The organism is Pseudomonas fluorescens (assembly GCF_030344995.1).
GTDB lineage: Bacteria > Pseudomonadota > Gammaproteobacteria > Pseudomonadales > Pseudomonadaceae > Aquipseudomonas > Aquipseudomonas fluorescens_BF.
The window spans coordinates 269341-294191 of sequence record NZ_CP128260.1; the positions used below are offsets into that span (position 1 = coordinate 269341).

Annotated in this window: 22 protein-coding genes; 12 read left to right on the forward strand and 10 right to left on the reverse strand. The window is 61.0% G+C overall.

Going from position 1 to position 24851, the window contains the following annotated elements:
• The first annotated feature begins 102 nt into the window (after window positions 1-102).
• The 10 genes from QR290_RS01215 (at window position 103) to QR290_RS01260 (ending at window position 10467) form a co-directional block, all read left to right on the forward strand.
• Window positions 103-600: a PAAR domain-containing protein gene (locus QR290_RS01215; protein ID WP_115079819.1), complete on the forward strand. Its 498-nt coding sequence runs from the start codon at window positions 103-105 to the stop codon at window positions 598-600.
• Window positions 601-617: 17 nt separating this feature from the next.
• Window positions 618-1775, forward strand: a complete 1158-nt coding sequence (locus QR290_RS01220; protein ID WP_115079820.1) for a DUF2515 family protein — start codon at window positions 618-620, stop codon at window positions 1773-1775.
• A gap of 23 nt (window positions 1776-1798) precedes the next feature.
• Window positions 1799-2404, forward strand: a complete 606-nt coding sequence (locus QR290_RS01225) for a hypothetical protein (protein ID WP_240321667.1) — start codon at window positions 1799-1801, stop codon at window positions 2402-2404.
• A gap of 249 nt (window positions 2405-2653) precedes the next feature.
• Entirely contained in the window at window positions 2654-4312 is a 1659-nt protein-coding gene (locus QR290_RS01230) for a Na/Pi cotransporter family protein (protein WP_115079822.1), read from the forward strand.
• Between the two features lie 94 nt (window positions 4313-4406).
• The gene (locus QR290_RS01235; RefSeq protein WP_289204149.1) at window positions 4407-5798 is read left to right on the forward strand and encodes a M16 family metallopeptidase; all 1392 of its coding nucleotides are present in this window, start codon (window positions 4407-4409) and stop codon (window positions 5796-5798) included.
• 76 nt (window positions 5799-5874) lie between these two features.
• Complete coding sequence (locus QR290_RS01240) at window positions 5875-6903, forward strand: DUF5924 family protein (RefSeq protein WP_115079824.1); 1029 nt, start codon at window positions 5875-5877, stop codon at window positions 6901-6903.
• 55 nt (window positions 6904-6958) lie between these two features.
• Window positions 6959-8107 carry an ABC transporter permease gene (locus tag QR290_RS01245; protein WP_289204150.1) on the forward strand — a complete coding sequence of 383 codons (1149 nt, stop codon included), beginning with the start codon at window positions 6959-6961 and terminating at the stop codon, window positions 8105-8107.
• Entirely contained in the window at window positions 8104-8907 is an 804-nt protein-coding gene (locus QR290_RS01250; protein ID WP_289204151.1) for an ABC transporter ATP-binding protein, read from the forward strand. Before QR290_RS01245 ends, QR290_RS01250 begins: the two co-directional genes overlap by 4 nt.
• Before the next feature lies 1 nt (window position 8908).
• Window positions 8909-9847, forward strand: a complete 939-nt coding sequence (locus tag QR290_RS01255) for an MlaD family protein (RefSeq protein ID WP_115079827.1) — start codon at window positions 8909-8911, stop codon at window positions 9845-9847.
• On the forward strand, window positions 9844-10467 hold the full coding sequence (locus QR290_RS01260; protein ID WP_289204152.1) for an ABC-type transport auxiliary lipoprotein family protein: 624 nt from the start codon (window positions 9844-9846) through the stop codon (window positions 10465-10467). The genes QR290_RS01255 and QR290_RS01260 overlap by 4 nt, the downstream gene beginning before the upstream one ends.
• Window positions 10468-10581: 114 nt before the next feature.
• Here QR290_RS01260 and QR290_RS01265 read toward each other — a convergent pair whose 3' ends face one another.
• From QR290_RS01265 to QR290_RS01285, 5 genes are all read right to left on the reverse strand, one after another.
• On the reverse strand, window positions 10582-11811 hold the full coding sequence (locus tag QR290_RS01265; RefSeq protein ID WP_115079829.1) for a nucleoside recognition domain-containing protein: 1230 nt from the start codon (window positions 11809-11811) through the stop codon (window positions 10582-10584).
• Window positions 11812-11913: 102 nt separating this feature from the next.
• Window positions 11914-13245 carry a glutamate/aspartate:proton symporter GltP gene (gene gltP / locus QR290_RS01270; RefSeq protein WP_085612511.1) on the reverse strand — a complete coding sequence of 444 codons (1332 nt, stop codon included), beginning with the start codon at window positions 13243-13245 and terminating at the stop codon, window positions 11914-11916.
• A gap of 697 nt (window positions 13246-13942) precedes the next feature.
• Complete coding sequence (locus QR290_RS01275; RefSeq protein ID WP_007954053.1) at window positions 13943-14407, reverse strand: inhibitor of vertebrate lysozyme family protein; 465 nt, start codon at window positions 14405-14407, stop codon at window positions 13943-13945.
• Between the two features lie 2 nt (window positions 14408-14409).
• Entirely contained in the window at window positions 14410-14574 is a 165-nt protein-coding gene (locus QR290_RS01280) for a DUF1328 domain-containing protein (RefSeq protein ID WP_003177151.1), read from the reverse strand.
• 67 nt (window positions 14575-14641) lie between these two features.
• A complete protein-coding gene (locus tag QR290_RS01285; protein ID WP_115079831.1) occupies window positions 14642-14926 on the reverse strand; it encodes a hypothetical protein in 285 nt (94 codons plus the stop codon).
• Between the two features lie 427 nt (window positions 14927-15353).
• On the opposite strand from QR290_RS01285, the gene algB reads away from it, so the two are divergent.
• The gene (gene algB, locus QR290_RS01290; protein ID WP_025112294.1) at window positions 15354-16700 is read left to right on the forward strand and encodes a sigma-54-dependent response regulator transcription factor AlgB; all 1347 of its coding nucleotides are present in this window, start codon (window positions 15354-15356) and stop codon (window positions 16698-16700) included.
• A 10-nt stretch (window positions 16701-16710) separates the two neighbouring features.
• Window positions 16711-18501, forward strand: a complete 1791-nt coding sequence (locus QR290_RS01295; protein ID WP_115079832.1) for a KinB sensor domain-containing domain — start codon at window positions 16711-16713, stop codon at window positions 18499-18501.
• Here the strand turns inward: QR290_RS01295 and QR290_RS01300 are convergent.
• From QR290_RS01300 to QR290_RS01320, 5 genes are all read right to left on the reverse strand, one after another.
• Window positions 18498-20111 (reverse strand): EAL domain-containing protein, encoded by a 1614-nt coding sequence (locus QR290_RS01300; RefSeq protein WP_289204153.1) that lies wholly within the window; start codon window positions 20109-20111, stop codon window positions 18498-18500. The genes QR290_RS01295 and QR290_RS01300 overlap by 4 nt on opposite strands.
• Window positions 20112-20186: 75 nt before the next feature.
• Window positions 20187-20966, reverse strand: a complete 780-nt coding sequence (locus tag QR290_RS01305) for an N-acetylmuramoyl-L-alanine amidase (RefSeq protein WP_007954046.1) — start codon at window positions 20964-20966, stop codon at window positions 20187-20189.
• A 101-nt stretch (window positions 20967-21067) separates the two neighbouring features.
• Entirely contained in the window at window positions 21068-23158 is a 2091-nt protein-coding gene (locus tag QR290_RS01310) for a diguanylate cyclase (protein ID WP_289204154.1), read from the reverse strand.
• Window positions 23155-24033, reverse strand: coding sequence for an endonuclease/exonuclease/phosphatase family protein (locus QR290_RS01315; RefSeq protein ID WP_039764867.1), 879 nt, complete (start codon window positions 24031-24033; stop codon window positions 23155-23157). The genes QR290_RS01310 and QR290_RS01315 overlap by 4 nt, the downstream gene beginning before the upstream one ends.
• Before the next feature lie 14 nt (window positions 24034-24047).
• Window positions 24048-24689 carry a thiol:disulfide interchange protein DsbA/DsbL gene (locus QR290_RS01320; RefSeq protein WP_007954043.1) on the reverse strand — a complete coding sequence of 214 codons (642 nt, stop codon included), beginning with the start codon at window positions 24687-24689 and terminating at the stop codon, window positions 24048-24050.
• Window positions 24690-24851: the final 162 nt, after the last annotated feature.

Sequence of the window (24851 nt, forward strand, 5' to 3'; positions counted from 1 at the left end):
TTTTTCCTGCCCGGCCGAAACGCGCGGGAGCCGTTGAAGGTTGACGCACCGGGCTGCGCTGGTTAGCGTCCCCCCTCGCTTCGACAATGACAAGGAATGCACATGTCTGGAAAGCCAGCTGCACGCGTCACGGATCCGACCACCTGCCCGCTTCCTGGCCACGGCACCAACCCGATTGCCAGCGGCTCGCCCGATGTCTTCTTCAATGGCCTCGCCGCCGCTCGCCTGGGTGACGCATGCACCTGTGGGCAAGCCCTTAGTGGTGCCTTCTCCGCGACCGTGTTCATCAACGGCAAGAACGCCATGACCCTCGACAGCACCGCCAGCCATGGCGGCGTGGTGGTCGGCGGTTCAGGGGACGTCATCATTGGCAGCAGCCATACGCCCGCGCCATTCATCCCGCCGTTGCCGATCATTGGCAAGCCACTGGTCGAGTTCAAAGCGGTCAGCGCCGGCAATGGTGAACCCATCGCCGAACAAGGCTACGAAATCGAAACCGCCGAAGGCCGTATCGTCAAAGGCCAGACCAACGCACAAGGCATGACCCAAAGCGTCGCGACCCTCCAGCCTGATCTGGCGGTCGTGCGCTGGACAGTGTGAGCCTCAAGGAAGAACCCATGACCGGACAATGCATCGCCCCCGACGACCTGGACATGAAAAAGCTCTGGGACAGCACCTGCGAGCTGCCCGCCTGCAAACGCGAAACCACCAAGACCGGCCCCAACCCGAAAACCCGCGTTGAAGTCCCGCTGCTGACCTGCAACTGCCTGTGGCGCCGCTTCCAGAAAGAAGCCGAAGAATGGGTCGCCCCGGGCGGCGTTCTGATTGCCGACCCACAGGCGCGCAACCGCAAGATCAACGCGGCGTACGCGCAGTTGTGGCTGGCGGATAACCGGTTTCAGTGGGCGGGGCTGGCGGCGTTTGCTTCGAAGCAGGTGGGGTGTGGGTTGATCCATGCGACCAAACTGCAAACCGCGATAGCCGCGCAGAAAGCCGCGCAGGAGAAACTTCGTACCGCCAAATCGGAAACGATTTTTGAAGGCTTCGGTTTCAAGCTCAGCAAGACCAATCCTGAGGCGGAGCGCGAACTGGAGAAAGCCCGGGCTGCCAACCCGTTGCCGACTGAAGACATCACCTTCGGCGATAACCCGCGATCAGTGGTTCAGCAGCAGTTGGACTATGTGTATGAGATGTTGGCGCTGGGTAATACATCGTTGTTTCTGGACGTTTATCCGCTGCACCGGTTTTTTATGGTGCGGGGGTACAAGGAAATGGAGAAATGCCTGAAGAGCCGGGGCGAGATCGTGAAAGATGTGATGTGGCCAATCTCCGATAAGGTGGATTTTGGCGCCGATACTCAAGAAATCTATTCGACATTCAAAGCCATTGATCAAGGAAACATCGCAGGTAGCGTTGAGAAAATGGCGCTCCACGAACAGGTCAATATTCTGCAGCCGGCGATGTACGACGAGACCCATTTCGCCCTCCTGATGCGGGGCACACATGGCGGCGACGTGATTTCTGTTGTAACTGGTTTATTGCCGGGGGCTGCCGAAGAAATACAGCTCACTCTCGCTAGCCAATGCAAAGCTCCAGACAATCGAAAGGTCGCTTTTGGCAGCAATCCGCTAGCCAACCTTGCAGATAAAGATCAACGAATGAAGTTTGTGCTGCGCGCCGCCACTCAATTTGATGAGTTACTTAAACAACCAGCCTCTCGCGCAAAACTTGAGCAGTCCATCCGTGAAATTGCGGCTGGCGGGGGCGTCAAATGATGCGAAAGCGCAATGTATACGTTATGGCTGCAGTCGCCCTGGGGGCTATTGCGCTGACGCTCTATCTCGGCCGCGGCCCGGACCAAATCAACTTTCACATTGGAAAAACGTATGACGATGTGGTGCAGGATTCGTCTTTTCCCGTGAAGGATAAAACTGCCATTTATCCCAGTACGCCACCGCACCCAAGTTCTACATGGATCACTAGTCCTGTAATCATTACCTTCGATGACAAGCAGCACGGATTCACGCTGCCAGTGACAAAATTTGGTGCGATTGGCTGGTCCGATTTCAAAGCGACCACTTTTACTACTTCACCAATGCTGGAAACCTTGCCCTTTGAGAAAGCGGTGAAACTTCTTGGTGATCTTCAACAGATGTTCAAGAAGGCTGGTTGGTCGCCAGATGCTGTTGAAGGGAATGATTGGTTCAAAACTGAAACTCAGGAAGACAGATCTCGCCTCCAAGCCAAGCTTTTCGATCAACTGGATGGCGTCATTTTGTTGGTTCCACACAAGTACAGTCTGATTCTCCATATCAAATGCTATGCGCGATGCGACGAAAGAAATCCCGACACGGCCAGGTATCTGATTGATGTCGGGCTGGGCGAAGATCATTTCAGCGATTGATCCTGTGAAATTAGAAATACTGTGGGACCTGAAGCGATGGCCCTCAAGTCAGTTCCCATAAGGTTTTTGTGCGATGTTCGATGAAGCGCATGAAGCCCTTTTCATGACACTTTTGTTTCAATCCCCGCTTTAGCTGTGCAATGCTGGCGCCCAGACCGTTAGCCAACTACAGCTTAAGTATCAGAACGTAGAAATTGCGCGGTACCGTCAACTTGCCCCTCTGGGGCGCTGCTATTACAGGGGGTCTGCATGCTAACCCTGCTCAATCTGCTCTCTGCCGTGGCCCTGCTGATCTGGGGCACGCACATCGTCCGAACCGGCATCCTGCGGGTGTACGGCACCAATCTGCGCCACGTGATCGGCCAGAACATGTCCAGACGCTGGCTGGCCTTTGTTGCCGGCATCCTCGTGACCGCGATGGTGCAGAGCAGCAACGCCACCGCCATGCTTGTGACGTCCTTCGTCGGCCAAGGCCTGATGGCGTTGACCCCGGCCCTGGCCACCATGCTTGGCGCCGACGTTGGTACGGCGCTGATGGCGCGGGTGCTGACGTTCGACCTGTCGTGGCTGTCGCCGCTGCTGATTTTTCTCGGGGTGATTTTCTTTCTGTCGCGCAAGCAGACGCGGCTCGGGCAGATGGGCCGCGTGGCCATCGGGCTGGGGCTGATCATTCTGGCGCTGCAACTGATCGTCGAGGCCGCTGCGCCGATCACCCATGCCCAAGGGGTGAAGGTGATTTTCGCCTCGCTGACCGGCGATATCCTGCTCGACGCCCTGGTCGGTGCGCTGTTCGCGATGATTTCCTACTCCAGTCTGGCGGCCGTGCTGCTGACTGCCACGCTCGCCGGCGCTGCGGTGATCAGTCTGCCGGTGGCGATCGGTCTGGTGATCGGCGCCAACATCGGCAGCGGCGTGCTGGCATTCATGAGCACCAGCATGCAGAACGCCGCGGGCCGGCAGGTGGCGCTGGGCAGTCTGCTCTACAAGCTGATCGGGCTGTTGCTGATCATTCCGGTGCTCGACCCGCTGGTGCACTGGATCGACAGCCTGGATTTCAGCCCGCAGGAAATGGTCATCGGCTTCCACCTGCTCTACAACACCGCGCGCTGCCTGATCCTGCTGCCGAGCGTCGGGCCGATGGCGCGGCTTTGCGCCTGGCTGCTGCCGGAGCGCCCGGAGGTCAACGGCACCGCCAAGCCGCGTCACCTCGACGCCACCGCGCTGGTCACGCCGAGCCTTGCACTGGCCAACGCCGCCCGGGAAACCCTGCGCATGGGCGACCTGATCGACAACATGCTCGACGCGACCCTCGACGTGCTGCGGGGCAAACAGACCGCCGTCACCCAGGAAATGCGCAAGCTGACCGATGACGTCGAAGCGCTTTACAGCGCGATCAAGCTGTACCTGGCGCAGATGCCCCGCGAAGATCTCGGCGAGCAGGACAGTCGGCGCTGGGCGGAGATCATCGAACTGGCGATCAACCTCAAACTGGCCAGCGACCTGATCGAACGCATGCTGCGCAAAGTGCAGCAGCAGAAGACTTCGCAACGCCGGTCGTTTTCCGAAGACGGGCTGGAAGAACTGGCCGGCCTGCACCAGCAATTGATCGCCAACCTGCGGCTGGGGCTGTCGGTGTTCCTCAGCGGCGACAAGGAAAGCGCCCGCCAGCTGCTGCGCGAGAAACGTCGCTTTCGCGCACAGGAACGGCGTCTGGCCCATGCCCACGTCAGCCGGTTGCAACGTAAGATCGTGCAGAGTATCGAGACCAGTTCGTTGCACCTGGAGTTGATTGCCGACATGAAACGCCTGAACTCGTTGTTCTGCAGCAGCGCCTACGTGGTGCTGGAAACTTCCGATACCGGCGCGCTGGCGGCGGACGATATGGCGGACATCACGCATTCGCCTTGAACGTCTGGGGTTGTGGTCAGTCAGTAACTCAAGGTTCGGCCTCGCGGCCGGACTGACGACACGGATCTCCAATTCAGCCGTATGGAAGCTCGTTATGCGTTGCCTGTTGTTCGCCTGTCTGCTGCTCGGTTCCCTGCCCGCCTTCGCCCTGGATCGTTTTCAGGTCGAAGGCTATGCGCTGCCCAACGGTTTGCAACTGCTGCTCAAGCCCGGCACCGAGCGTGGGCACGTGGCGATCCGCTTGGTGATCGGCGTCGGTCTCGACGATTTCGACTGCAATGAAAAGGAGCTGCCGCACCTGCTCGAGCACCTGCTGTTCAGCGGCATCGACGCCACCGGCGAAGGTGGCCTCGAAGAACGCATGCAGGCCCTAGGCGGTGACTGGAACGCCTTCACCAGCAACGCCGACACCACCTTCGTCATCGAAGCCCCGGCGAAAAACCAGCGCAAGGTCCTCGACCTGCTGCTGGATCTGCTGACCCAGACCCGCTTCGACGACAACGCGATCAACGCCGCCAAACGCGTGGTCGAGCGTGAGGACGGCGGCCATTACACCCGACTGCAACGCTTTCTCGACCGGCAGGATCTCGGCCACACCGCGAGCAATCAACTGGCAGTCGAGCTGGGCCTGAAATGCCCGCAGCGGGCCGAGGTCGATGGTCTGACCCGCGAGCAGCTGGAGAAGGTGCGCAAGGCCTGGTACGCGCCGAACAACATGACCCTGATCGTCGTCGGTGACCTCGACAAACTGCTGCCGGCCTATCTGGAGCGGGCGTGGGGTGCGCTGGAAGCGGTCGATCCGAGCGAACACCGTCCGTTGCCGGACATCCGCTCCAGCGCCGCACACGAACGCACGATCACTCGCGGCTTCATTGGCAACAGCGCCAAGCTGCACTGGCTGGTGCCGGAGCCGGTGCTGGACGATCAGTACGACGAAACCTTCGACTTGCTCAAGGAATACCTGGAGTGGGCGCTGTATCGCCAATTGCGCCTGAACCACGGTTTGTCCTACGGGCCGTGGGCCGAGCGCGAGGTGTTCGGCGGTGTCGGCTTCATGAGCCTCAACGCCGATCTGGATCGCGGCGACATTGCTGAAGCCGAACAAGTGCTGGAAGACCTCAAGGCCGATCTGCTGAAAAACGGCCTCGACGCCGACACCTTCAACCGCTTGAAACAAGCCGCCATCGCCCATCAGGCCTGGGCCGTGCAAGGCAACAGCGCCATGGCCGACTATTACTGGAGCGCCCTGGGCGACTACGAGGATGGGCGGTTTGCCAATCCTGCGCGGGAGCTGCAAGGCGTGACGCTGGAGGCGGCGAACAAGGCCATGCGCGAGTTGTTGCTGCAACCGGGGTATCTGCGAATCGAGAAACCGTTGCTCAGCGACGATCAGGTGTTGTGGATGCTGGCGGGCGGGCTCGGTGTTCTGCTGCTGATCCTGCTGGGCTGGCGCCTGCATCGGAGAAAATCCGTGCATCCGGACTGACCGGCAGCCTCGCCACGCGGCCCGGCGGGCGGTAATCTGTCGAGGTTTTTTTCCTCGACTGTCGTGAACCGCCCAAATGTCTAAATTGACCCTTCTGATCCAGCGCATTCTCGAACTGATGAAGCGCTACCCCGGGGTCATTGCGCTCGGCGGTTTCATCTCCGGGGTCGGCAGCTTCATTCTGGTCGACCGGCAACAGGGGCTGGCGAGCTGGATCACCACGATCATGCTGCTGAGCTGGATCTGGCTGATGCTGGAAAACAGCCTCACCCAGCTCTTCACGCGGATCTTCAAACGGGAAATCCCTCAGCCGCTGCTGCGTTACGCGACGCAGATGATCCACCAGGAAAGCCTGTTTTTCGTCCTGCCGTTCTTCTTTATCACCACCACCTGGAACAGCGGCCAGCTGTTTTTCACCGGGTTGTTGTGCATCGCGGCGCTGATCTCGATCATCGACCCGCTCTACTACAAGTGGCTGGCGCCACGGCGCTGGGCGTTCCTCGCGCTGCACACCCTGACCCTGTTCGCCGCCCTGCTCACGGCGCTGCCGGTGATCATGCATCTGACCACCTCGCAGAGCTTCAAATGGGCGCTGGGGATTGCGGTGGTGTTGTCGTTTCCGAGCCTGGCGTCGATCTTCCCGATCCGTACCGTGCGCAACGCGCTGGCGATCCTCAGCATCACCATCGGGATCGGCGGTGTGGGCTGGGTTCTGCGTTCGTGGGTGCCGCCGGCAACGCTGTGGATGACCGACGTGGCGATCAGCACTCAGGTGCAGGACCGGGTTCCGGGCGCCAGCCTCAAGGAAGTCAGCGCCGAGCAGATCCGTGGCGGCGGGCTCTATGCCTACACCGCGATCAACGCGCCGCGCGGGCTCGATGAGCGGATTTATCACGTCTGGCAGTTCAACGGTAAAGAAGTCGACCGCATCGCCCTCGACATCCACGGCGGGCGCAAGGAAGGCTACCGGGCCTGGACCCACAAGCAGAACTTCCCCGGCAACCCGGCGGGCAAGTGGCAGGTTAGGGTGTTGACCGAGGACGGTCAGGTGATTGGCGTGCTGCGCTTCGAGGTCACGGACAGCACACCGACCAAAGAAAAGTAATCGGGTTCGTGCTATTACGTATGCCAGCGTATTTAGCCGAACAAGCACGGAGCTTATGACCAGCAGCCCAATGACCGGCAGTGCCCGCCTGGACACCTCGATCACCCCTGCCCGCCTGCGGATTACCGGGGACTGGACGCTTGCCCATTACGCCGACCTCAAGCAACTGAGCGAAACGCTCCACGGCCAGTACGACGCCAACACCCCCATCGATCTAAACGGCCTCGGCGCCCTCGACACCGCCGGTGCGTCGCTGCTCGTCGAATTGCTCGGCTCCGAGCGGCTGGGCAAATCCGCCGAACACCCTGACTGCACGATTTCCAGCGCCGACCGCGCGTTGCTGCAAACCGTGTATCGCTCGCTGACCGATTTCTGTGTGCCGATCAAGGAACCGGAAATCAGCGTCAGCGTGCAACTGCTGACCCGAATCGGCCGCGCCGTCGACACCGTCTGGCAAGACACCCTGCAACTGCTCGGCTTCGTCGGCCTGATCCTCGAAACCATCGCCCGCAGCCTGTTCCGCCCCAAGCGCTGGCGGATCACGCCGATGATCGCGCACATCGAACAGACCGGCCTCGATGCTGCGCCCATCGTCGCTTTGCTGACCTTTCTGGTGGGCGCGGTGGTGGCGTTCCTCGGGGCGACAGTGCTGGCCAGTTTCGGTGCCAGCGTGTTCACCGTGGATCTGGTGGGCTTCGCCTTCCTGCGCGAATTCGGCGTGTTGCTCACGGCGATCCTGATGGCCGGCCGCACCGCCAGTGCCTTTACCGCACAGATCGGTTCGATGAAGGCCAACGAGGAAATCGACGCAATCCGCACCCTCGGCCTCGACCCCATGGAATTGCTGGTGGTGCCGCGGGTACTGGCCTTGCTTGTGGCCCTGCCGATGCTGACCTTCCTCGCGATGATCTGCGGGATCATCGGTGGCGCCGTGGTCTGCGCCGTGTCGCTGGATATTTCGCCGGCGATGTTCCTGTCGCTGCTGCAAAGCGACATAGGGATTCAACATTTCCTGGTGGGTCTGGTCAAAGCCCCGATCTTCGCGTTCCTGATTGCCGCCATCGGTTGTCTGGAAGGCTTCAAGGTCAGTGGCAGCGCCGAATCGGTCGGCGCCCACACCACCTCGAGCGTGGTGCAATCGATCTTCGTGGTGATCGTGCTCGATGCGGTCGCCGCGCTGTTCTTCATGGAGATGGGCTGGTGAGTCGTCTACCCCGTGTGCCGTCCGAGGCGGTGATCGAAGTCCGTGGCCTGTGCAATCGCTTCGGCAGCCAGAGCGTGCACGAGAACCTCGACCTGGACTTGTACAAAGGCGAAATCCTCGCCGTGGTCGGCGGTTCCGGCAGCGGTAAGTCGGTGCTGTTGCGCAGCATCGTCGGTCTGCGCCGGCCCAGCGAAGGCAACGTGAAAGTGTTCGGCCAGAACCTGCCGAGCCTGTCCGAGCACGAACGGTCGCTGGTCGAGCGGCGCTTTGGCGTGCTGTTCCAGAAAGGCGCGCTGTTCTCGTCGCTGACGGTGACCGAGAACGTCGCCCTGCCCCTGATCGAACACGCCGGCCTGAGCCGTGACGACGCCGAGCATCTGGCGGCGGTGAAGCTGGCGCTGGCCGGGCTGCCGCTGTCGGCGGCGGACAAGTACCCTGCCTCGCTCTCTGGCGGCATGATCAAGCGCGCGGCACTGGCCCGGGCGCTGGCGCTGGACCCGGACATCCTGTTTCTCGACGAACCCACCGCCGGCCTCGATCCGATTGGCGCGGCGCAGTTCGACCAATTGATCCTGACCCTGCGCGACGCGCTGGGCCTGAGCGTGTTTCTGGTGACCCACGACCTCGACACGCTCTACACCATCACCGACCGCGTCGCGGTACTGGCGCAGAAGAAGGTGCTGGTGGCCGGTCCCATCGACGTGGTCTCGGAAACCGACGACGCGTGGATTCACGAATATTTCCACGGCCCTCGCGGCCGCTCGGCGCTGGACGCCGCCAAACAGCTCAACGAGGTCTGACATGGAAACCCGAGCCCATCATGTATTGATCGGCCTGTTCACGGTGATTGTGGTGGCGGGCGCCCTGCTCTTCGGTCTGTGGCTGGCCAAGTCCAGCGTCGACACCGAGTTCAAGGATTACGAAATCGTCTTCAACGAAGCGGTCAGCGGCCTGTCCCGGGGCAGCCCGGTGCAGTACAGCGGGATCAAGGTCGGCGATGTGGTCAGCCTGCGCCTCGACCCGAAGGACCCGCGCCGGGTGCTGGCGCGGATTCGTCTGGCAGGTGATACGCCGGTCAAGGAAGACACCCAGGCCAAACTGGCCCTGGCCGGGATCACCGGCACCTCGATCATCCAGCTCAGCGGCGGCACGCCAGAGAGCCCGAAACTCAAGGGCCATGACGGAAATCTGCCGACCATCGTCGCCTCGCCCTCACCCATCTCGCGGTTGCTCAATGACAGCAACGACCTGATGAGCGGGGTCAGCACGCTGCTGAACAACGCCAATCAGATGTTCTCCGCCGACAACATCGAGCGCGTGAGCAAAACCCTGGAGCATCTGGAGCAGACCACCGGTTCGATCAACGATCAGCGCGGTGATTTGCGTCAGGCCATGCAGCAACTGGCGACGGTCGGCAAACAGGCCGGCAACATGCTCGAACAGACTTCGGCGCTGATGCGCAACGCCAATGGCTTGCTCAACGATCAGGGCAAGCAGGCCCTGGGCAGTGCCGAACAGGCGATGAAATCCCTGGAGCAAAGCAGCGCCACCATCAACGGCCTGTTGAGCAAGAACCAGAACTCCCTCGACAGCGGCATGCAGGGCCTCAACGGTCTGGCACCGGCGATCCGCGAACTGCGTGAAACCCTGAACTCGCTGCGCGCCATTTCCCAACGCCTGGAGGCCAACCCCAGCGGTTACCTGCTGGGCAGTGACAAGAACAAGGAGTTCACGCCATGAAGCTGACTCGCCTCGCCCTCCTCGCCGGCTTCACGCTGATCAGTGCGTGCTCGATCCTGCCCAAGTCCGAGCCGCTGGACGTCTACCGCTTGCCGGCGGCACAGGCGCCCGCCTCGGCCGGTTCGGCGGCGGCTCAGCACTGGTCGCTGCGTCTGAACAAACTGCAGGCCAGCGAAGCGCTCAACCGGCCGGGCATCGCGGTAATTCCTCAGGGTGACGTGATCAGCACCTATAAGGCTTCGCGCTGGAGCGATCCGGCGCCGGTGCTGGTGCGTAATCGGTTGCTGGATGGTTTTGCGCGTGATGGTCGGGTGACGTTGCTCAGTACCGATGACAGCAATTTTGCTGCGGATCTGGAGCTGGGCGGCAGCTTGCAGGCGTTTCAGACCGAGTACCAGGGCAATCAGGCCAGCGTCGTGGTGCGGGTCGATGCATTGCTGGTGCGCGGATACGACCAGAAGATTCTCGCCAGCCGCCGCTTCGAAGAGCGTCAGCCGTTGAGTGATGTGCAGGTGCCGGCGGTGGTGGTCGGGTTTGGACAGGCCAGTGATCGGCTCACCGCGAAGGTTGTGGCGTGGGCCGTCGAACAGGGCCAGAAATTTGCCCCCGCAAAACGCTGATTCACCGTAGCCCCTGTGGGAGCGGGCTTGCCCGCGATGGCGGTGTGTCAGTCACCAGAAATTCTGGATGTGCGGCCCTCTTCGCGGGCAAGCCCGCTCCCACAGGGTTTTCAATCAGCCGAAGAACCAGTAGCAGACGCCGATAGCGCCGAGCACGCCCGCGAGTTCGGCCAGCAGCGCGCAACCCACGGCGTGCCGGGCGCGCTGGATGCCCACCGCGCCGAAGTACACCGCCAATACGTAGAACGTGGTTTCGGTACTGCCTTGCACCGTCGCCGCCACCAGCGCCGGGAAGCTGTCCACGCCCGAGGTCTTCATCGTTTCGATCAGCATCGCCCGGGCGGCGCTGCCGGAGAACGGTTTGACCATCGCGGTCGGCAGCGCATCGACGAAACGCGTGTCCCACCCTGCCCACTCCACCAGATGGCGAATGCCGTCGAGGCCGAAATCCAGCGCGCCCGACGCGCGCAATACGCCGATCGCGCAAAGCATCGCCACCAGATACGGCAGCAGGTTCTTGGCAACGTCGAAACCTTCCTTCGCCCCTTCGACGAACGCCTCGTAAACCTTCACCTTGCGCAACGCGCCGATCACCAGGAACAGCATGATCAGGCCGAACAGCGTCAGGTTGCCGAGGATCGACGACAAGCCCGCCAGCGCAGTGGCCGACATCGTCGCGAGCAACGCCATGAAGCCGCCGAGGATCAGCGCGCCGGGGATCAGGTAAGCCAGCACCACCGGGTCCCACACACGCAGACGCTGCATGAACGCCACCGACAGGAAACCGACGATGGTCGAGCAACTGGTGGCCAGCAGGATCGGCAGGAACACCAGCGTCGGGTCGGGCGCGCCTTGCTGGGCGCGGTACATGAAGATCGTCACCGGCAGCAGGGTCAGGGACGAGGCGTTGAGCACCAGAAACAGGATCTGCGCGTTGCTGGCGATGGTCGAGCTGGGGTTGAGCTCTTGCAGCGCCTTCATGGCCTTGAGGCCGATTGGTGTGGCGGCGTTATCCAGGCCCAGGCCGTTGGCCGCGAAGTTCAGGGTGATCAGGCCCAGCGCCGGGTGCCCTGCCGGCACCTCCGGCATCAGCCGCAGGAACAGTGGCCCGAGCACTTTGGCCAGCCACTCGACGATCCCGGCTTTCTCGGCGATCCGCAGAAAGCCCAGCCACAGGGTCAGCGTGCCGAACAGCAGCACCATGACTTCGACCGACAGCTTGGCCATGGCAAAAATGCTTTCCACCATCGCCGCGAAGATCCCGGCGTTGCCGCCGATCAGCCATTGCCCCAGTGCCGAAACGGCTGCCACGATGAAGAAGCCAAGCCACAGGCCATTAAGCATCAGTCAAATCCCCCGGAAGATGCGGCGAATGATAGCGGGGTCGCCAGAAACGACAAACCCCGGATTTCTCCGGGGTTTGGCAGCGTGCCTTGCGGGCGGGGATCAGTTTTTCGAAACGTCACCGGCCGGCAGTTTTTCCTTGCTGCGCCAGTGCGGCAGCGAGTTCCAGTAGCGCTGGCCCTTGGCGTCGTCGTACATGCCTTCCCAACGAGCGATGACCAGTACGGCGAGGGCGTTACCGATCACGTTCAGAGCGGTACGGGCCATGTCCATCACACGGTCGACACCGGCGATGAAGGCCAGGCCTTCCAGCGGAATGCCGACGCTGCCCAGAGTGGCCAGCAGCACCACGAAGGACACGCCCGGTACACCGGCGATGCCTTTGGAGGTGACCATCAGGGTCAGAACCAGCAGCAGTTGCTGGCTGATCGACAGGTCGATGCCGTACAGCTGGGCAATGAAGATCGCCGCGATGGACTGGTACAGGGTCGAACCGTCGAGGTTGAACGAGTAGCCGGTCGGTACCACGAAGCTGCAGATGGCTTTCGGTGCGCCATAGGCTTCCATCTTCTCGATCACGCGTGGCAGCACGGTTTCCGAGGAAGCGGTGGAGTAAGCCAGCACCAGTTCATCCTTGAAGATGCGCATCAGCTTGATCACCGAGAAACCGAACATCTTGGCGATCAGGCCCAGCACCACGAAGGCGAAGAAGGCGATGGCGACGTAAACCAGGATCACCAGTTTTGCCAGCGGCAGCAGCGAGGCAAAACCGAAGTTGGCCACGGTCACCGCGATCAGGGCGAACACACCGATTGGCGCGTAGTTCATGATCATGTGGGTGACTTTGAACATGCTTTCCGACACGCCCTGGAACATCTTTACCAGCGGCTCGCGCAGATCCGACTGCAGGCTCGACAGACCGAGGCCGAACAGCACGGAGAAGAAGATGATCGGCAGCATCTCGCCGCGGGCCATGGCCGCGAAGATGTTCGACGGGATCAGGTTGAGGATGGTCTCGATGAACGCGTGTTCATGCTGCACTTCGGCGGCGGTCGCCTGGTACTTGGAGATGTCCACAGTGCCCAGAGTGCTCATGTCGATGCCGGCACCCGGATGGAACAGGTTGGCCAGCAGCAGGCCGACGACGATGGCAATGGTGGTGACGATTTCGAAGTAGATGATGGTCTTCAGGCCGATACGCCCGAGCTTCTTGGCGTCGCCCACGCCGGCGATGCCGACGATCAGGGAAGAGATGACGATCGGGATCACGATCATCTTGATCAGACGGATAAAGATATCGCCTGCCGGTTGCAGGACGTTGCTGATCCACCAGGCCTTCTCGGCACTGAAATGGTTGAGCAACGCACCGATTGCAATCCCCAACACCAGACCGATGAGGATCTGCCAGGCGAGGCTAAGCTTTGCCTTCTTCATTATCTTTACCCTTACTTGCGTTTGACTCAGGCACATGCAGGAACTGGAACGCTCATCAGCGGAAAAGTCTGTGCATCTGCCTCCGTATAAGGTGCCCCGAAGCGCGTGTTTACGGCTCTCCGGCAGGCGAAAAAAGGCGCAACTATTCCGATGCAAGGTTGCGCCGTCTAATGCCGTAAACGCCTACCCTATGCCGAATCGGCATGAGCTTTTTTAAATGAAACTGGCGTCCCAACCGGTTCGAATACGACATTTCGGCAGGCATAAGTGCCGTGAACCGGCCATTACAGCGTAGGTTGGTTATTTTTTGAACGAGTGATTTCGACAAAAAATTTAGGAAAAAGCCTACGTTCGGAATCTAAATGTCCGACTTACTTGATTGACTCTTTCTCGATATACGGTCGCGACGAAACACCGCGAAATGCTTTCGCACGCAGTGTGAGCGATAAAAAAGACGAGCAGAACGCTCTGGATCAACGCTTTGTCACGTTGAAAGCCCAGCGCAAGTCCGTCGAACCGCTCCGATTGGCGAACTTGCGTCGCAGCTTTTACCCTGACCCGGCCCTCATCGCAGGCACTCCCTGTACCCGTAGGTCACTCCGACCCTGCAACAGTCAAAACGTCCCGGCCCCTTGGTCATGCACCGGCCTTCCTCGGGCGGGTGCAATAGAGGACAGCCTCTCGGCTGCCCTCATGTTCAATACCAGTTCGGATCTTTCTTCAGCGTTTCCATCAACAGATCCTGCATGCCCTGGTCGGGCTTGCCGAGGAAGCGGTAGGTGGCATGTCGCGTTGGCGACTTGTCGGCCGGCAGTCCTTCGGGCACATCGACCAGCATGGCGTAAGCGTGTTTCTTGTCGAAGCTGAAAGCGACTATCAGGCGGTGGTTGAGGCATTTGTCCTGCGACTCGCAGAGCGGCCCCACCAGATACTGATCGCCATCTTCAGTCACGGCGTTCATCTGCTGATCCGGCGCGCCGGAGAGGTTCATCACCCATTCCGGCAGGCGTTCTTCCTTCTTCACCACGCCTTCCCAGGTTTCCCTGTATTGCGGGTCGGAACTCAACAGCTCGTTGACCCGCGCCTGGCCGTCATTGGCCGCCATCGCCATGGCACTACCGCCCAGAAGCAGGGCGGCTGCCAGTGTCTTTAAACCCTTCATGTTCAACCTCGACCGCGACGGCCAAAGAAGAAGGAAGCGATGAACATCACCAGGAAAACGACAAAGAGAATCTTGGCGATACCCGTGGCGGTGCCCGCGATACCACCGAAGCCCAGTACTGCAGCGATGATGGCAATGATCAGGAATGTGATTGCCCAGCTCAACATGGTGATTCTCCTTGTTTCTATTTAGGGGTGTTGCCGGTCTCGGCGCGGGGGCGCCCAGATTCGTTGATCAGAAAACCCAGCGTTCTTCACGGGGCATGTCACCCAGTGGCTGTGGTTGGTCGACGTCCATCATGCGCATCGCGCCGTTGTCCGCCTGGCTGCTGCTGACGGCGCTGAAGTGCGTTTGCGTCGCGTGTTGCATCGAGATCAGTGGCTCAGGTTGCTGACTCTGCTCCCAGTGCAGGTACTGCTGGCAGGCGATCAGCGTGATCAACAGCGCAAGTGCGCCAAATAGGGCCTGCTGCAAGTGCAGTGGCGAGATACGCATTTGGGCGGCACGTGGGCGAGTCATCCTGGGTTCCTCACTCTTATTCGGTTGGGGCAGTGCATTTCTGCCCGGGCTGTGAAAGGTATTGCAGCCTGCATGCCAGCTTTTTTGTTTAAAAAAAATCAATAAAATCAAATATTTACAGATGTAGCGAAAATTCCTTACGACGCATCCTGCACGATGAGCCGCGCAGGGTCGTGCGTAATGCACGATTATTTCGTAGGAGAAATCATTCTTTTTGAATTGAGAGCAGGGTGCGGATGTCAGAAAAGGAGGCAGGAAACCGTCTGGAAACTGTGCGATGTTTAAAAGATCAACAAAATCAGTGAATTAGCCGTGAGGGCAGGAGAGAGCTACCCTGCTATGACTGGAATCGATCAGAATCAACCATGCAACTTGCCCGATTTTTCCGGGACTAACCCAAGACATTTACTTATGGAGCGTAGGAAAAATGGAATCAGCCACTGAGCACCAAGGCCGCATTCTGCTGGTGGACGATGAATCCGCCATCCTGCGAACCTTCCGTTATTGCCTCGAAGACGAAGGTTATACCGTCGCCACCGCCAACAGCGCGGCTCAGGCTGACGCGCTGTTGCAACGTCAGGTGTTCGACCTGTGCTTCCTCGATTTGCGTCTGGGCGAAGACAACGGCCTGGATGTATTGGCGCAGATGCGCATTCAGGCGCCATGGATGCGGGTGGTGATCGTCACCGCCCATTCGGCTGTCGATACGGCGGTCGATGCCATTCAGGCCGGCGCTGCCGATTATCTGGTCAAACCGTGCAGCCCGGATCAATTGCGCCTGGCGACCGCCAAGCAGCTCGAAGTACGTCAGCTTTCGGCGCGTCTGGAAGCCCTCGAAGGCGAGATCCGCAAACCCAAGGACGGTCTCGATTCCCACAGCCCGGCGATGAAAGTCGTACTGGAAACTGCGCGGCAGGTGGCGAGCACCGACGCCAACATCCTGATCCTCGGTGAGTCCGGCACCGGTAAAGGTGAGCTGGCCCGAGCCATTCACGGCTGGAGCAAGCGCGAGAAGAAATCCTGCGTCACCATCAATTGCCCGTCGCTGACCGCTGAACTGATGGAGAGCGAGCTGTTCGGTCACAGTCGCGGCGCATTCACCGGGGCTAGCGAAAGTACTCTGGGCCGCGTCAATCAGGCCGATGGTGGCACGCTTTTTCTCGACGAGATCGGCGATTTTCCCCTGACATTGCAACCAAAGTTGCTGCGGTTCATTCAGGACAAGGAATACGAGCGGGTAGGGGATCCGGTTACCCGCCGCGCCGATGTACGCATTCTCGCTGCCACCAACCTCAATCTCGAAGACATGGTGCGCGACGGACGTTTCCGTGAAGACTTGCTCTATCGCCTGAACGTCATCACCCTGCATTTGCCCCCGCTGCGCGAACGAGCCGAAGACATCCTGACCCTGGCCGACCGTTTCCTCGCACGCTTTGTGAAGGAATACGCGCGCCCGGCCCGGGGCTTCAGTGACGAGGCCCGCGAAGCACTGCTGGGTTATCGCTGGCCCGGCAATATTCGCGAGCTGCGCAACGTGGTCGAGCGGGCGAGCATCATTTGCCCGCAGGAGCGCGTGGAGATCAGCCACCTCGGCATGGCCGAACAACCGGCGAACAACGCGCCACGGGTCGGGGCCGCGTTGAGCCTCGATGAGTTGGAGAAAGCCCACATCGGCGCAGTACTGGCGACTGCCGGAACCCTCGATCAGGCCGCCAAGACCCTGGGGATCGACGCCTCGACCCTGTATCGCAAGCGCAAGCAGTACAACCTGTGAGCATCCGCCGATGAAACTGGCGATGAAGTTGCGGACCCGCTTGTTCCTGAGTATTTCCGCGCTGATCACCGTAGCCTTGCTCGGGCTGATGCTCGGGCTGGTCAGCGTGATGCAGATGGCGGGGACCCAAGAGGCGTTGATCCGCAACAACTTCGTCACCCTCGACCTCGGGCTCAAATTGCGCCAGACCCTCGGCGATCAACTGATCATGATGCTCGCCGAAAAGCCCGACCCCGTGGCGTTCGAAGCATCCAAGCAACGTTATTTTGAATTGCTCGACGAGGGCATCGCCCAAGAGCAGAAAAATGACAATCGCCAATATGGCTTCAGCCAGGCAAAGAGCGATTACCTGACCTTCCTGGAAGCGTTCGACATGTCCCGTGATCCGGGCGCCGCCCTGAGTGGGGGTGGCGACTTGCGCGAGCGATTCAACACGCTGCGCAATGGATTGATCTCCGAGCACAAACACGCGCTGGATAACATCAACGCTGTCCAGCACGCTGCCCGTGACCGGGCGCTGCTGATTTCCGGTTTGCTCGGGCTGGTGGGGCTGGCGGTGCTGATCATCGGTTTCATTACAGCCCAAGGCATTGCCCGGCGCTTTGGTGCGCCGATCGAGGCACTGGCCAAAGCGGCGGACAACATCGGCCAGGGCAATTTCGAAGTGACCCTGCCGGTGTCCTCGGCGATGGAGATCAACCTGCTGACCCGCCGCTTCGGGCTGATGGCTGAAGCGCTGCGCGAACATCAGGCGACCAACGTCGACGAATTGCTTGCCGGCCAACAACGCCTGCAAGCGGTACTCGACAGCATCGATGACGGCTTGCTGATGATCGACCGTCAGGGGCGTCTGGAGCACTTGAACCCGGTTGCCCAGCGACAACTGGGCTGGGACAGCGACCGTTTCGGCGAGGGCCTGGGCACGGCGCTTCAGCGCCCGGAACTGGATGCACAACTGCAACTGGTGTTGCGCGGTGGCACGCTAGAGCGGGCGCCGGAAGATTTGAGCATCGAAGTCGATGGCGAATCGCGCCTGCTGACCTACAGCCTGACGCCAGTCAGCCATACCCAGGGGCATATCCTCGGCGCGGTGATGGTCTTGCATGACGTCACCGAGCAGCGCGCCTTCGAGCGGGTGCGTAGCGAGTTCGTGCTGCGTGCGTCCCACGAATTGCGCACGCCGGTCACGGGCATGCACATGGCGTTCGGGCTGTTTCGCGAGCGGGCGAAGTTCCCTCCGGAGTCTCGCGAGTCCGACCTGCTCGACACGGTTAATGAAGAAATGCAGCGCCTGATGCAGTTGATCAACGATCTGCTGAATTTTTCGCGCTATCAGAGTGGTTTGCAGAAACTCACGCTGGCGCCGTGCTCCATCGAGGATCTGCTGGAACAGGCGCGTTTGCGTTTCGCCGATTCGGCGGCCCGGAAGGGCGTTACCCTGCAGGTCGAAGCGCAAGGCCCGCTGCCACGCTTGCAGGCGGATCAGGCGCAGCTCGATCGAGTCCTCGACAATTTGATCGACAACGCCTTGCGCCATACGGCGCGCGACGGGCTGATCCGCTTGCAGGCCCGGCGCCATGGCGAGCGGGTGATCATCAGCGTCGAAGACAACGGCGAAGGGATTGCCTACGGTCAGCAAGGGCGAATCTTCGAACCTTTCGTTCAGGTCGGCAGGAAGAAGGGCGGGGCCGGGCTGGGGCTGGCGCTGTGCAAGGAAATCGTCCAGCTGCACGGCGGGCGGATGGGCGTTTACTCGCGGCCGGGGCAGGGCACGCAGTTCTACATGGCGCTAGCGGTCTAGGCTTCGTCGTCGAGTCGACGCCCGGCGAGCCGCCGTCCACGGGTAATCAGCTCGATGAACTGCACCGCGCTCAAGGCGTGGGCGAACAGCCAGCCCTGACCGAACTTCACCCCTTCGCTGCTCAGCAGCTCGGCCTGGGATTCGTATTCGATCCCTTCGGCGATCACTTTAAGATCCAGCGCCTGAGCCATGTGAATGATGTGCGGCGCGACACCGCTGCTGGCGGCGTCATGGCCGAGGGCGTCGATGAAGGCCTTGTCGATCTTCAGGCAGTCCACTGGCAAGGTTTGCAGGTAGGCGAGGCTGCAATAGCCGGTGCCGAAGTCGTCGATCAGCACCTGATGGCCGACATCCCGCAGCGCTTGCAGGTTTTCTCGGGCCACCACCACATCGATCAGGCCGCGTTCGGTCACCTCGAAAGCAATCTGCCGCGCCGCCACCCGATGCAGGGTCAGCAGCCGCGCCATGACCTGGCCGATGCGCGGCACCATCACGTCGCAGGCGGCCAGGTTCACCGAGATGTACAGCTGCGGGTTGGCTCGCAGCAACTGGCCCAACTGCTCGAGCAAACGTTGCAGGACGAAGTCGGTCATCTGGCGAATCTGCCCGGTGTTTTCGGCCATCGGGATGAATAGGTCGGGACTGGTCAGTGTGCCGTCCGGTCGGCGCCAGCGCAGCAGCGCTTCGGCGCCGACGCAGTTGCGGCTGTCGAGATCGAAGATCGGTTGATAGAGCACCTGCAATTCGCCCCGACGAATCGCGCCGTGCAACTCGACGTCCAGCGACTGGCGCTGGCGGACGATCCAGAACACCAGGACCCCGACCAACGCACCGAGTACCAGACAGAACGGCACCATCCACCACCACAGCTCCGGAATGTGCATGCCCGTGCGGGGGCTGATCAGCACCAGTTGGTATTCCGGGTTGTCGGTGGGCATGCGGTAGATGAGGTGCGACTGGGTGACTTGCAGCGCATCCGGAGTTTTCGGCGGCCAAGGCTCGGTGGGCGGCCAGGCCTGTGGAACGCCGAGCACCGGAATTGCGCGGGACCCGTGATCCAGCACCACCAACAGACTGCTGCCGGGCGACAGGTCGACCATGTCGGTCAGGTGCCCGCGTGAGGTGGCCACGCGAAAGTTTCCGCGCCCGAGCATCAGCGCTGCGCGGTTTTCATCGGGTTCGGTGGTGGTGTTCAGCCAGTAGCTGTAGGTCGGACCTTTGATGTCCGGAGGACGGATCACCGACAGGCCTTCCTGGCGCGGACGGTTGGAGCAGATCCGCGAGGCGTCCATGTAGGCGGCTTCGTAGACGAAGCGATAGTTGAACGTCACTTGCTGCAACGTGGCGATCATCTCGTCGTCGCAGCTGCGCAAGGGTTGGGCTTCGAGGTCGTCGAGGCTTTCGCGCAACTGGCCGAACAGTTGTTCCAGACGCGCCAGGAACCTCTCGCCCTGAGCATTCATTTCCTGGCTTTCGCTTTGCTCGACCTGGCGCATGGCCACGAACAGTCCACCGGTGATCAGCAGGCTCGCACTGAGGACAGCCGCGATCATCGCCAGAAACCAGGGGCGATAAAACCAGCTACGCAGCGTCTCTCGGGTAGCAACCATCATGGATATCCGAAGAATTACCAATGAGTTATAGCTGCTGATTTCGTTTCCGCCCTGACCGTCGGGCGGGCGTCATTATTTTGTCTGATTCAACACCAGCAGCAACGCTGCCGTTTGCGCATCCGGCGTGCCGTCAAAGCGCGTCGGGCGGTAGTGCATCTGGAAGGCCGCGAGCACATGACGGGTCGCCACATCCAGCTCGCCGGTCTGTGGCGTCGAGTAGCCCAGGCGCGCCAGTTGGCTCTGGAACCAGGTGATGCTCGGCAGCTCGGCGTCGAACTGCGCCTGCTGGCGTGCCACGGCTTGCTCGTTGGGCCAGAGCCCCAGCCCTTCGGCCGCCAAACGCTTCCAGGGGAACAACGGCCCCGGGTCGAGCTTGCGCAGCGGAGCGATGTCGCTGTGGCCGATGATATGGCGCGGGCTGATGCCCTGGCGTTTGCTGATGTCCTTGAGCAGGACGATCAGCGATTGCACCTGAGCTTCGCTGTAGGGATACCAGAGGCGACCGGTCGGTGTGTCCTTGAAACCCGGATTGACGATTTCGATGCCGATCGAGCTGGAGTTGAGCCAGGTACGGCCTTGCCATTCGCTTTCGCCGGCGTGCCAGGCGCGAAGGTTCTCGTCCATCAGCTTGTAGATGGTGGCGTTCTTGTCGTCGCCGATCAGGTAATGGCTGCTGACTTCGCCGTGGGTCAGCAATTGCAGTGAACGCTCGAGCGAGGCGGAGGTGTAGTGCACGATCACAAACTGCACGCGACTGTCGTGATTGACCGAAGGATGGCTGGTGTCAAAACGCGGGCCGCTGGCACAACCGGCCAGTAAGAGTAGCGACGCGAGGAGGGTAAAAAATTTCATGGCAGAGGTCAGTACACGCAAGACGATAATGCAACAGTGTAACGTATCGCCTTGCGCTTCGATGCTTAAAGGGCTGATTTAAACAATATGGGACATTTGCCTCAGCCCAGCTCCACCCGGTTGCGTCCTGCGTTTTTCGCCCGGTAAAGCGCCTGATCGGCTCTTTTGAGCACCAGATCGCTGTGTTCTCCCGGCCGGAACGCAGCCAGTCCCATGGACACCGTGATCGTGACGCGCTCGCCCTTGAAGTGAAACGGACAGGCTTCGATGGAGGCGCGCAGGGTTTCCAGGAGTTTGGCGCCGACCGCTGATGGGGTCGCCGGAAGCAGCAAGACAAACTCTTCACCGCCGAAACGCGCGATGAAATCGCTGCCACGCAGGCGTTTGCGCAGCACGGTCGCGATGATCTTCAACACCTTGTCGCCGGCCAGGTGGCCGTAGTTGTCGTTGATTCGTTTGAAGTGGTCGAGGTCGAGCATGGCCAGGCTCAGGGTGTTGCCGTGCTGCTGCCATTGGGCAATTTCATGTTCGAGCCGTTCGGTCCAGGCGGCGCGGTTGGGCAGGCCGGTTAGCGGATCGATCAGGGCTTTCTGGCGCTGCTCTTCAAGGTGTTCGCGATAGCCTAGCGCTTCCTGCTCCATGTGCGCCACGCGCTCGGCCAGGCTTTTCAGGCGTCCGGCGACTTCCTGTTCCCGGGCGTCACGTTGCTTCTGGTGCTGATCCATGGTGCCGAGCAGGCCTTCGAGGTGGTTTTCCAGCACTTGCTTGAGATCATCCAGATCGGCCGCTTCCTGCACGCTGTTCTGCAAGCCGTCGACTTGCTCGCGGATCTGCGTGTCCATCGCCCGCGCCGCGGAGCTGTTGTCGGCGTGGCCTTCGCTGGCGGCCTGCAGGTTGCTCTGAAATGCTTCGAGGCGTTCATTGAGTTGCTGCAGGTAGGCTTCGAATTCGTGCTGGCCGCTGTCGGTAATAGCCAGCATCAAAGTCGCAAGATCGTCGAGGATCGGCAACAGTTCGTACCAGTTCAGACCATTTTTCAGCCGGTCGCGCATGGCTTCGGCTTGCGGGCGGTGGCGCTCCGGCAAGGTCAGGTCGTCCAGCAACCCGATCAGCGTGTCTTCGATGTGTTTGGCGACCGAGCTGTAGGACGGTTCCGGCGAGTCCGGCAGGGCGTAGAGAATGTCGTGTTCGGATTGCTCGGGATCGATTGCAGCCAATGCCTGAGCGATGGGTTCGGGCAGGGGCAGGCTGTCGAGGATCACGGGCGGCGGGGTATCGCCGGGGTGGATCAGTTCGTCCGGGTTGATGGCTGCCGGCACTGCGGGCGCGAAAACCGGTGGAGGCGTGAAAGCCTCCGGCTCCGGCTCTGGCTCGATGGGTTTTGGATCGCTGGGGGCTGAGGGGGATTCGGTGAGGATTCTGGCCGGCTCAAAGGCCACCACCTCCGGCTCAGAATGGTACTCGGGCGCTGGCTCTGGAGTTTTCGCTGGTTCGGCCACGGGGGCGGCGATAGGTGCTTGGCTGACGGGCGCAGGGGCGACCGGTTCGGTGGTCGTTACAGACGTTTCCTGCAAGGGCGCAGTTTCATGCGTGACGGGCGGTTGCTCTGGCTGGGCTGGTGGTGTGGCCACGGCAGGCTGGGGCGCCGTGGCAAGCGTTTCCTCGTTGTCGCGGCTGCCGAACAGACGCTGCAACAATCCTGGGCGTCCCGGTTCTGCCGGCGTCTCCAGTTGGCTCAAGGCCTTACCCTGCAGACCGCTGAGTTCGCTGAGCAGCAGCGGCATTTCCCTTGCCTGACTCACCCGGCCGTCCAGCTGCTTGGCGAATTTCTTCAGCGGCTGGGCCACATCGCGGGGCAGGGGCAGGGATTGCAGTTGAGTGACCAGCGCAGTCAGTGCGGTGCTGACCTGTTCGATCCGGGTTTCCCGGCGCTGCTCGGAATCGAGCACGGCTTTTTCCAGGCGCGGCAGCAGGGCGGCGAGGCCGGCGTCCATGTCATCGGTGCGCACCACGTCGCGCATCTCTTTCATGCACTGATCGACCACGCGATCAGTGCCTTCCGCCGCCAGGGTGCTGCGCACCAGACCACGACGCAGCAGGTCGAGCCGGGCGTCCCATCGACGTTCAAGCTTTTCCTGTTGTTCGATGCTTTTGAGGTATTTCTCTTTCCAGCGCTGGGCTTCGTCGCTCATTCAGGGGTTCCGCGAAGGGCAGTGCTCAACGCGGGCAATGCATCGGCCGTAAGCGAACCCGGCAGACGAATCTCTACCGCGACCGGCAGGTGATCGGAAATCGGTTGTGCCAGCACTTCGACCTTTTCCAGGGTCAGGGTCGGGCTGAGCAGGATATGGTCCAGGCAGCGCTGGGGGCGCCAGCTGGGGAATGTCGCTTCGAGTTGCGGGGCCAGCAGGCCGAGGTCGCGCAACGGCGAATGTTGCAGCAGATCGCTGGCGTGGGTGTTCATGTCGCCCATCAGCACCTGATGCTTGTAGCCGCCGATCAGCTCGCGGATATAAGCCAGTTGCATGCTGCGGACCCGGGCGCCGAGCGCCAGGTGCATCATCACCACTACCAGTGCTTCCGGGCCTTCGCCGAAACGCACCAGAATTGCCCCGCGTCCTTTCGGACCCGGCAGCGGGTGGTCTTCGATCGCCCACGGCCGCAGGCGACTGAGCACGCCATTGCTGTGCTGGGCCAGTCGGCCAAGGTTGCGATTGAGTTGTTGATACCAGTAGGGGAAGGCGCCTAGCTGGGCCAGGTGCTCGACCTGGTTTACGTAGCCCGAACGCAGGCTGCCGCCATCGGCTTCCTGCAGGGCGACCAGATCGAAGTCGCCGAGCAGATTGCCGATCTTTTGCAGATTGCTGGAGCGCCCGGGGTGCGGCAGCAGATGCTGCCAGCTGCGGGTCAGATAGTGCCGATAGCGCTCGGTGCTGATGCCGACCTGAATATTGAAGCTGAGCAAGCGCAGACGGCTGTCTGCGGGCAGGCCCGTCGATTCCAAGTGATGCTCGTTGACCTGCGGATCATGCAGGCCAACGACGCGTTCGGTTCCCCAGCGGCGCATGGCGATTGCCGCGCTTAGTTGGCGGCTGCCTTGTTGGTCGCTCGCTCTTTGGCCACCAGTTGGTCAGCCAGTTTCAGCGCTTGTTCGGCGCCGCCGGCAGAGCCGATGTCGAAGCGGTACTTGCCGTTGACGATCATGGTTGGAACGCCGGAGATTTCATACTTCTTGGCCAGTTCGCGGGCTTTCACGATCTGCCCCTTGATGGCGAACGAATCGAAGGTCGCCAGGAACTTGTCCTTGTCCACGCCTTGAGTGGCGAGGAAGTCGGCCATGTCGTTCTTGTCGGTCAGTTTCTTGTGTTCTTTCTGGATCGCGTTGAATACGGCAGCGTGCACGTTGTGCTCGACGCCCATGGCTTCCAGGGTCAGGAACATCTGACCGTGAGCGTCCCACGGGCCACCGAACATTGCAGGGATGCGCACGAAGTTGACGTCGGACGGCAGTTTTTCAACCCATGGATTGATCACCGGCTCGAACGCGTAGCAGTGCGGGCAGCCATACCAGAACAGTTCGACCACTTCGATCTTGCCAGGCACGGCGACCGGCACCGGGTTGCTCAGCTCGACGTAAGGGGCAGCAGGGGCTTCGGCGGCCTGGGCGGTCACGCCGAACAGGCTGGCAGCGACGAGGGCGGCGCTGATGATCAGATTACGCATGCTTTACTCCTGGACAATTTTGGTCGCCTCGCGCGACCTGTTTTCAGACAGATCCTGGCGGGCATGAGTTCTGTAGTGTAACGGCAGCGGCCACAAAAAAGGGCGGCCAAAGCCACCCTTTTTATACTTGCTGCGCCGGATTAATCGAGCGTTAACGTGGCA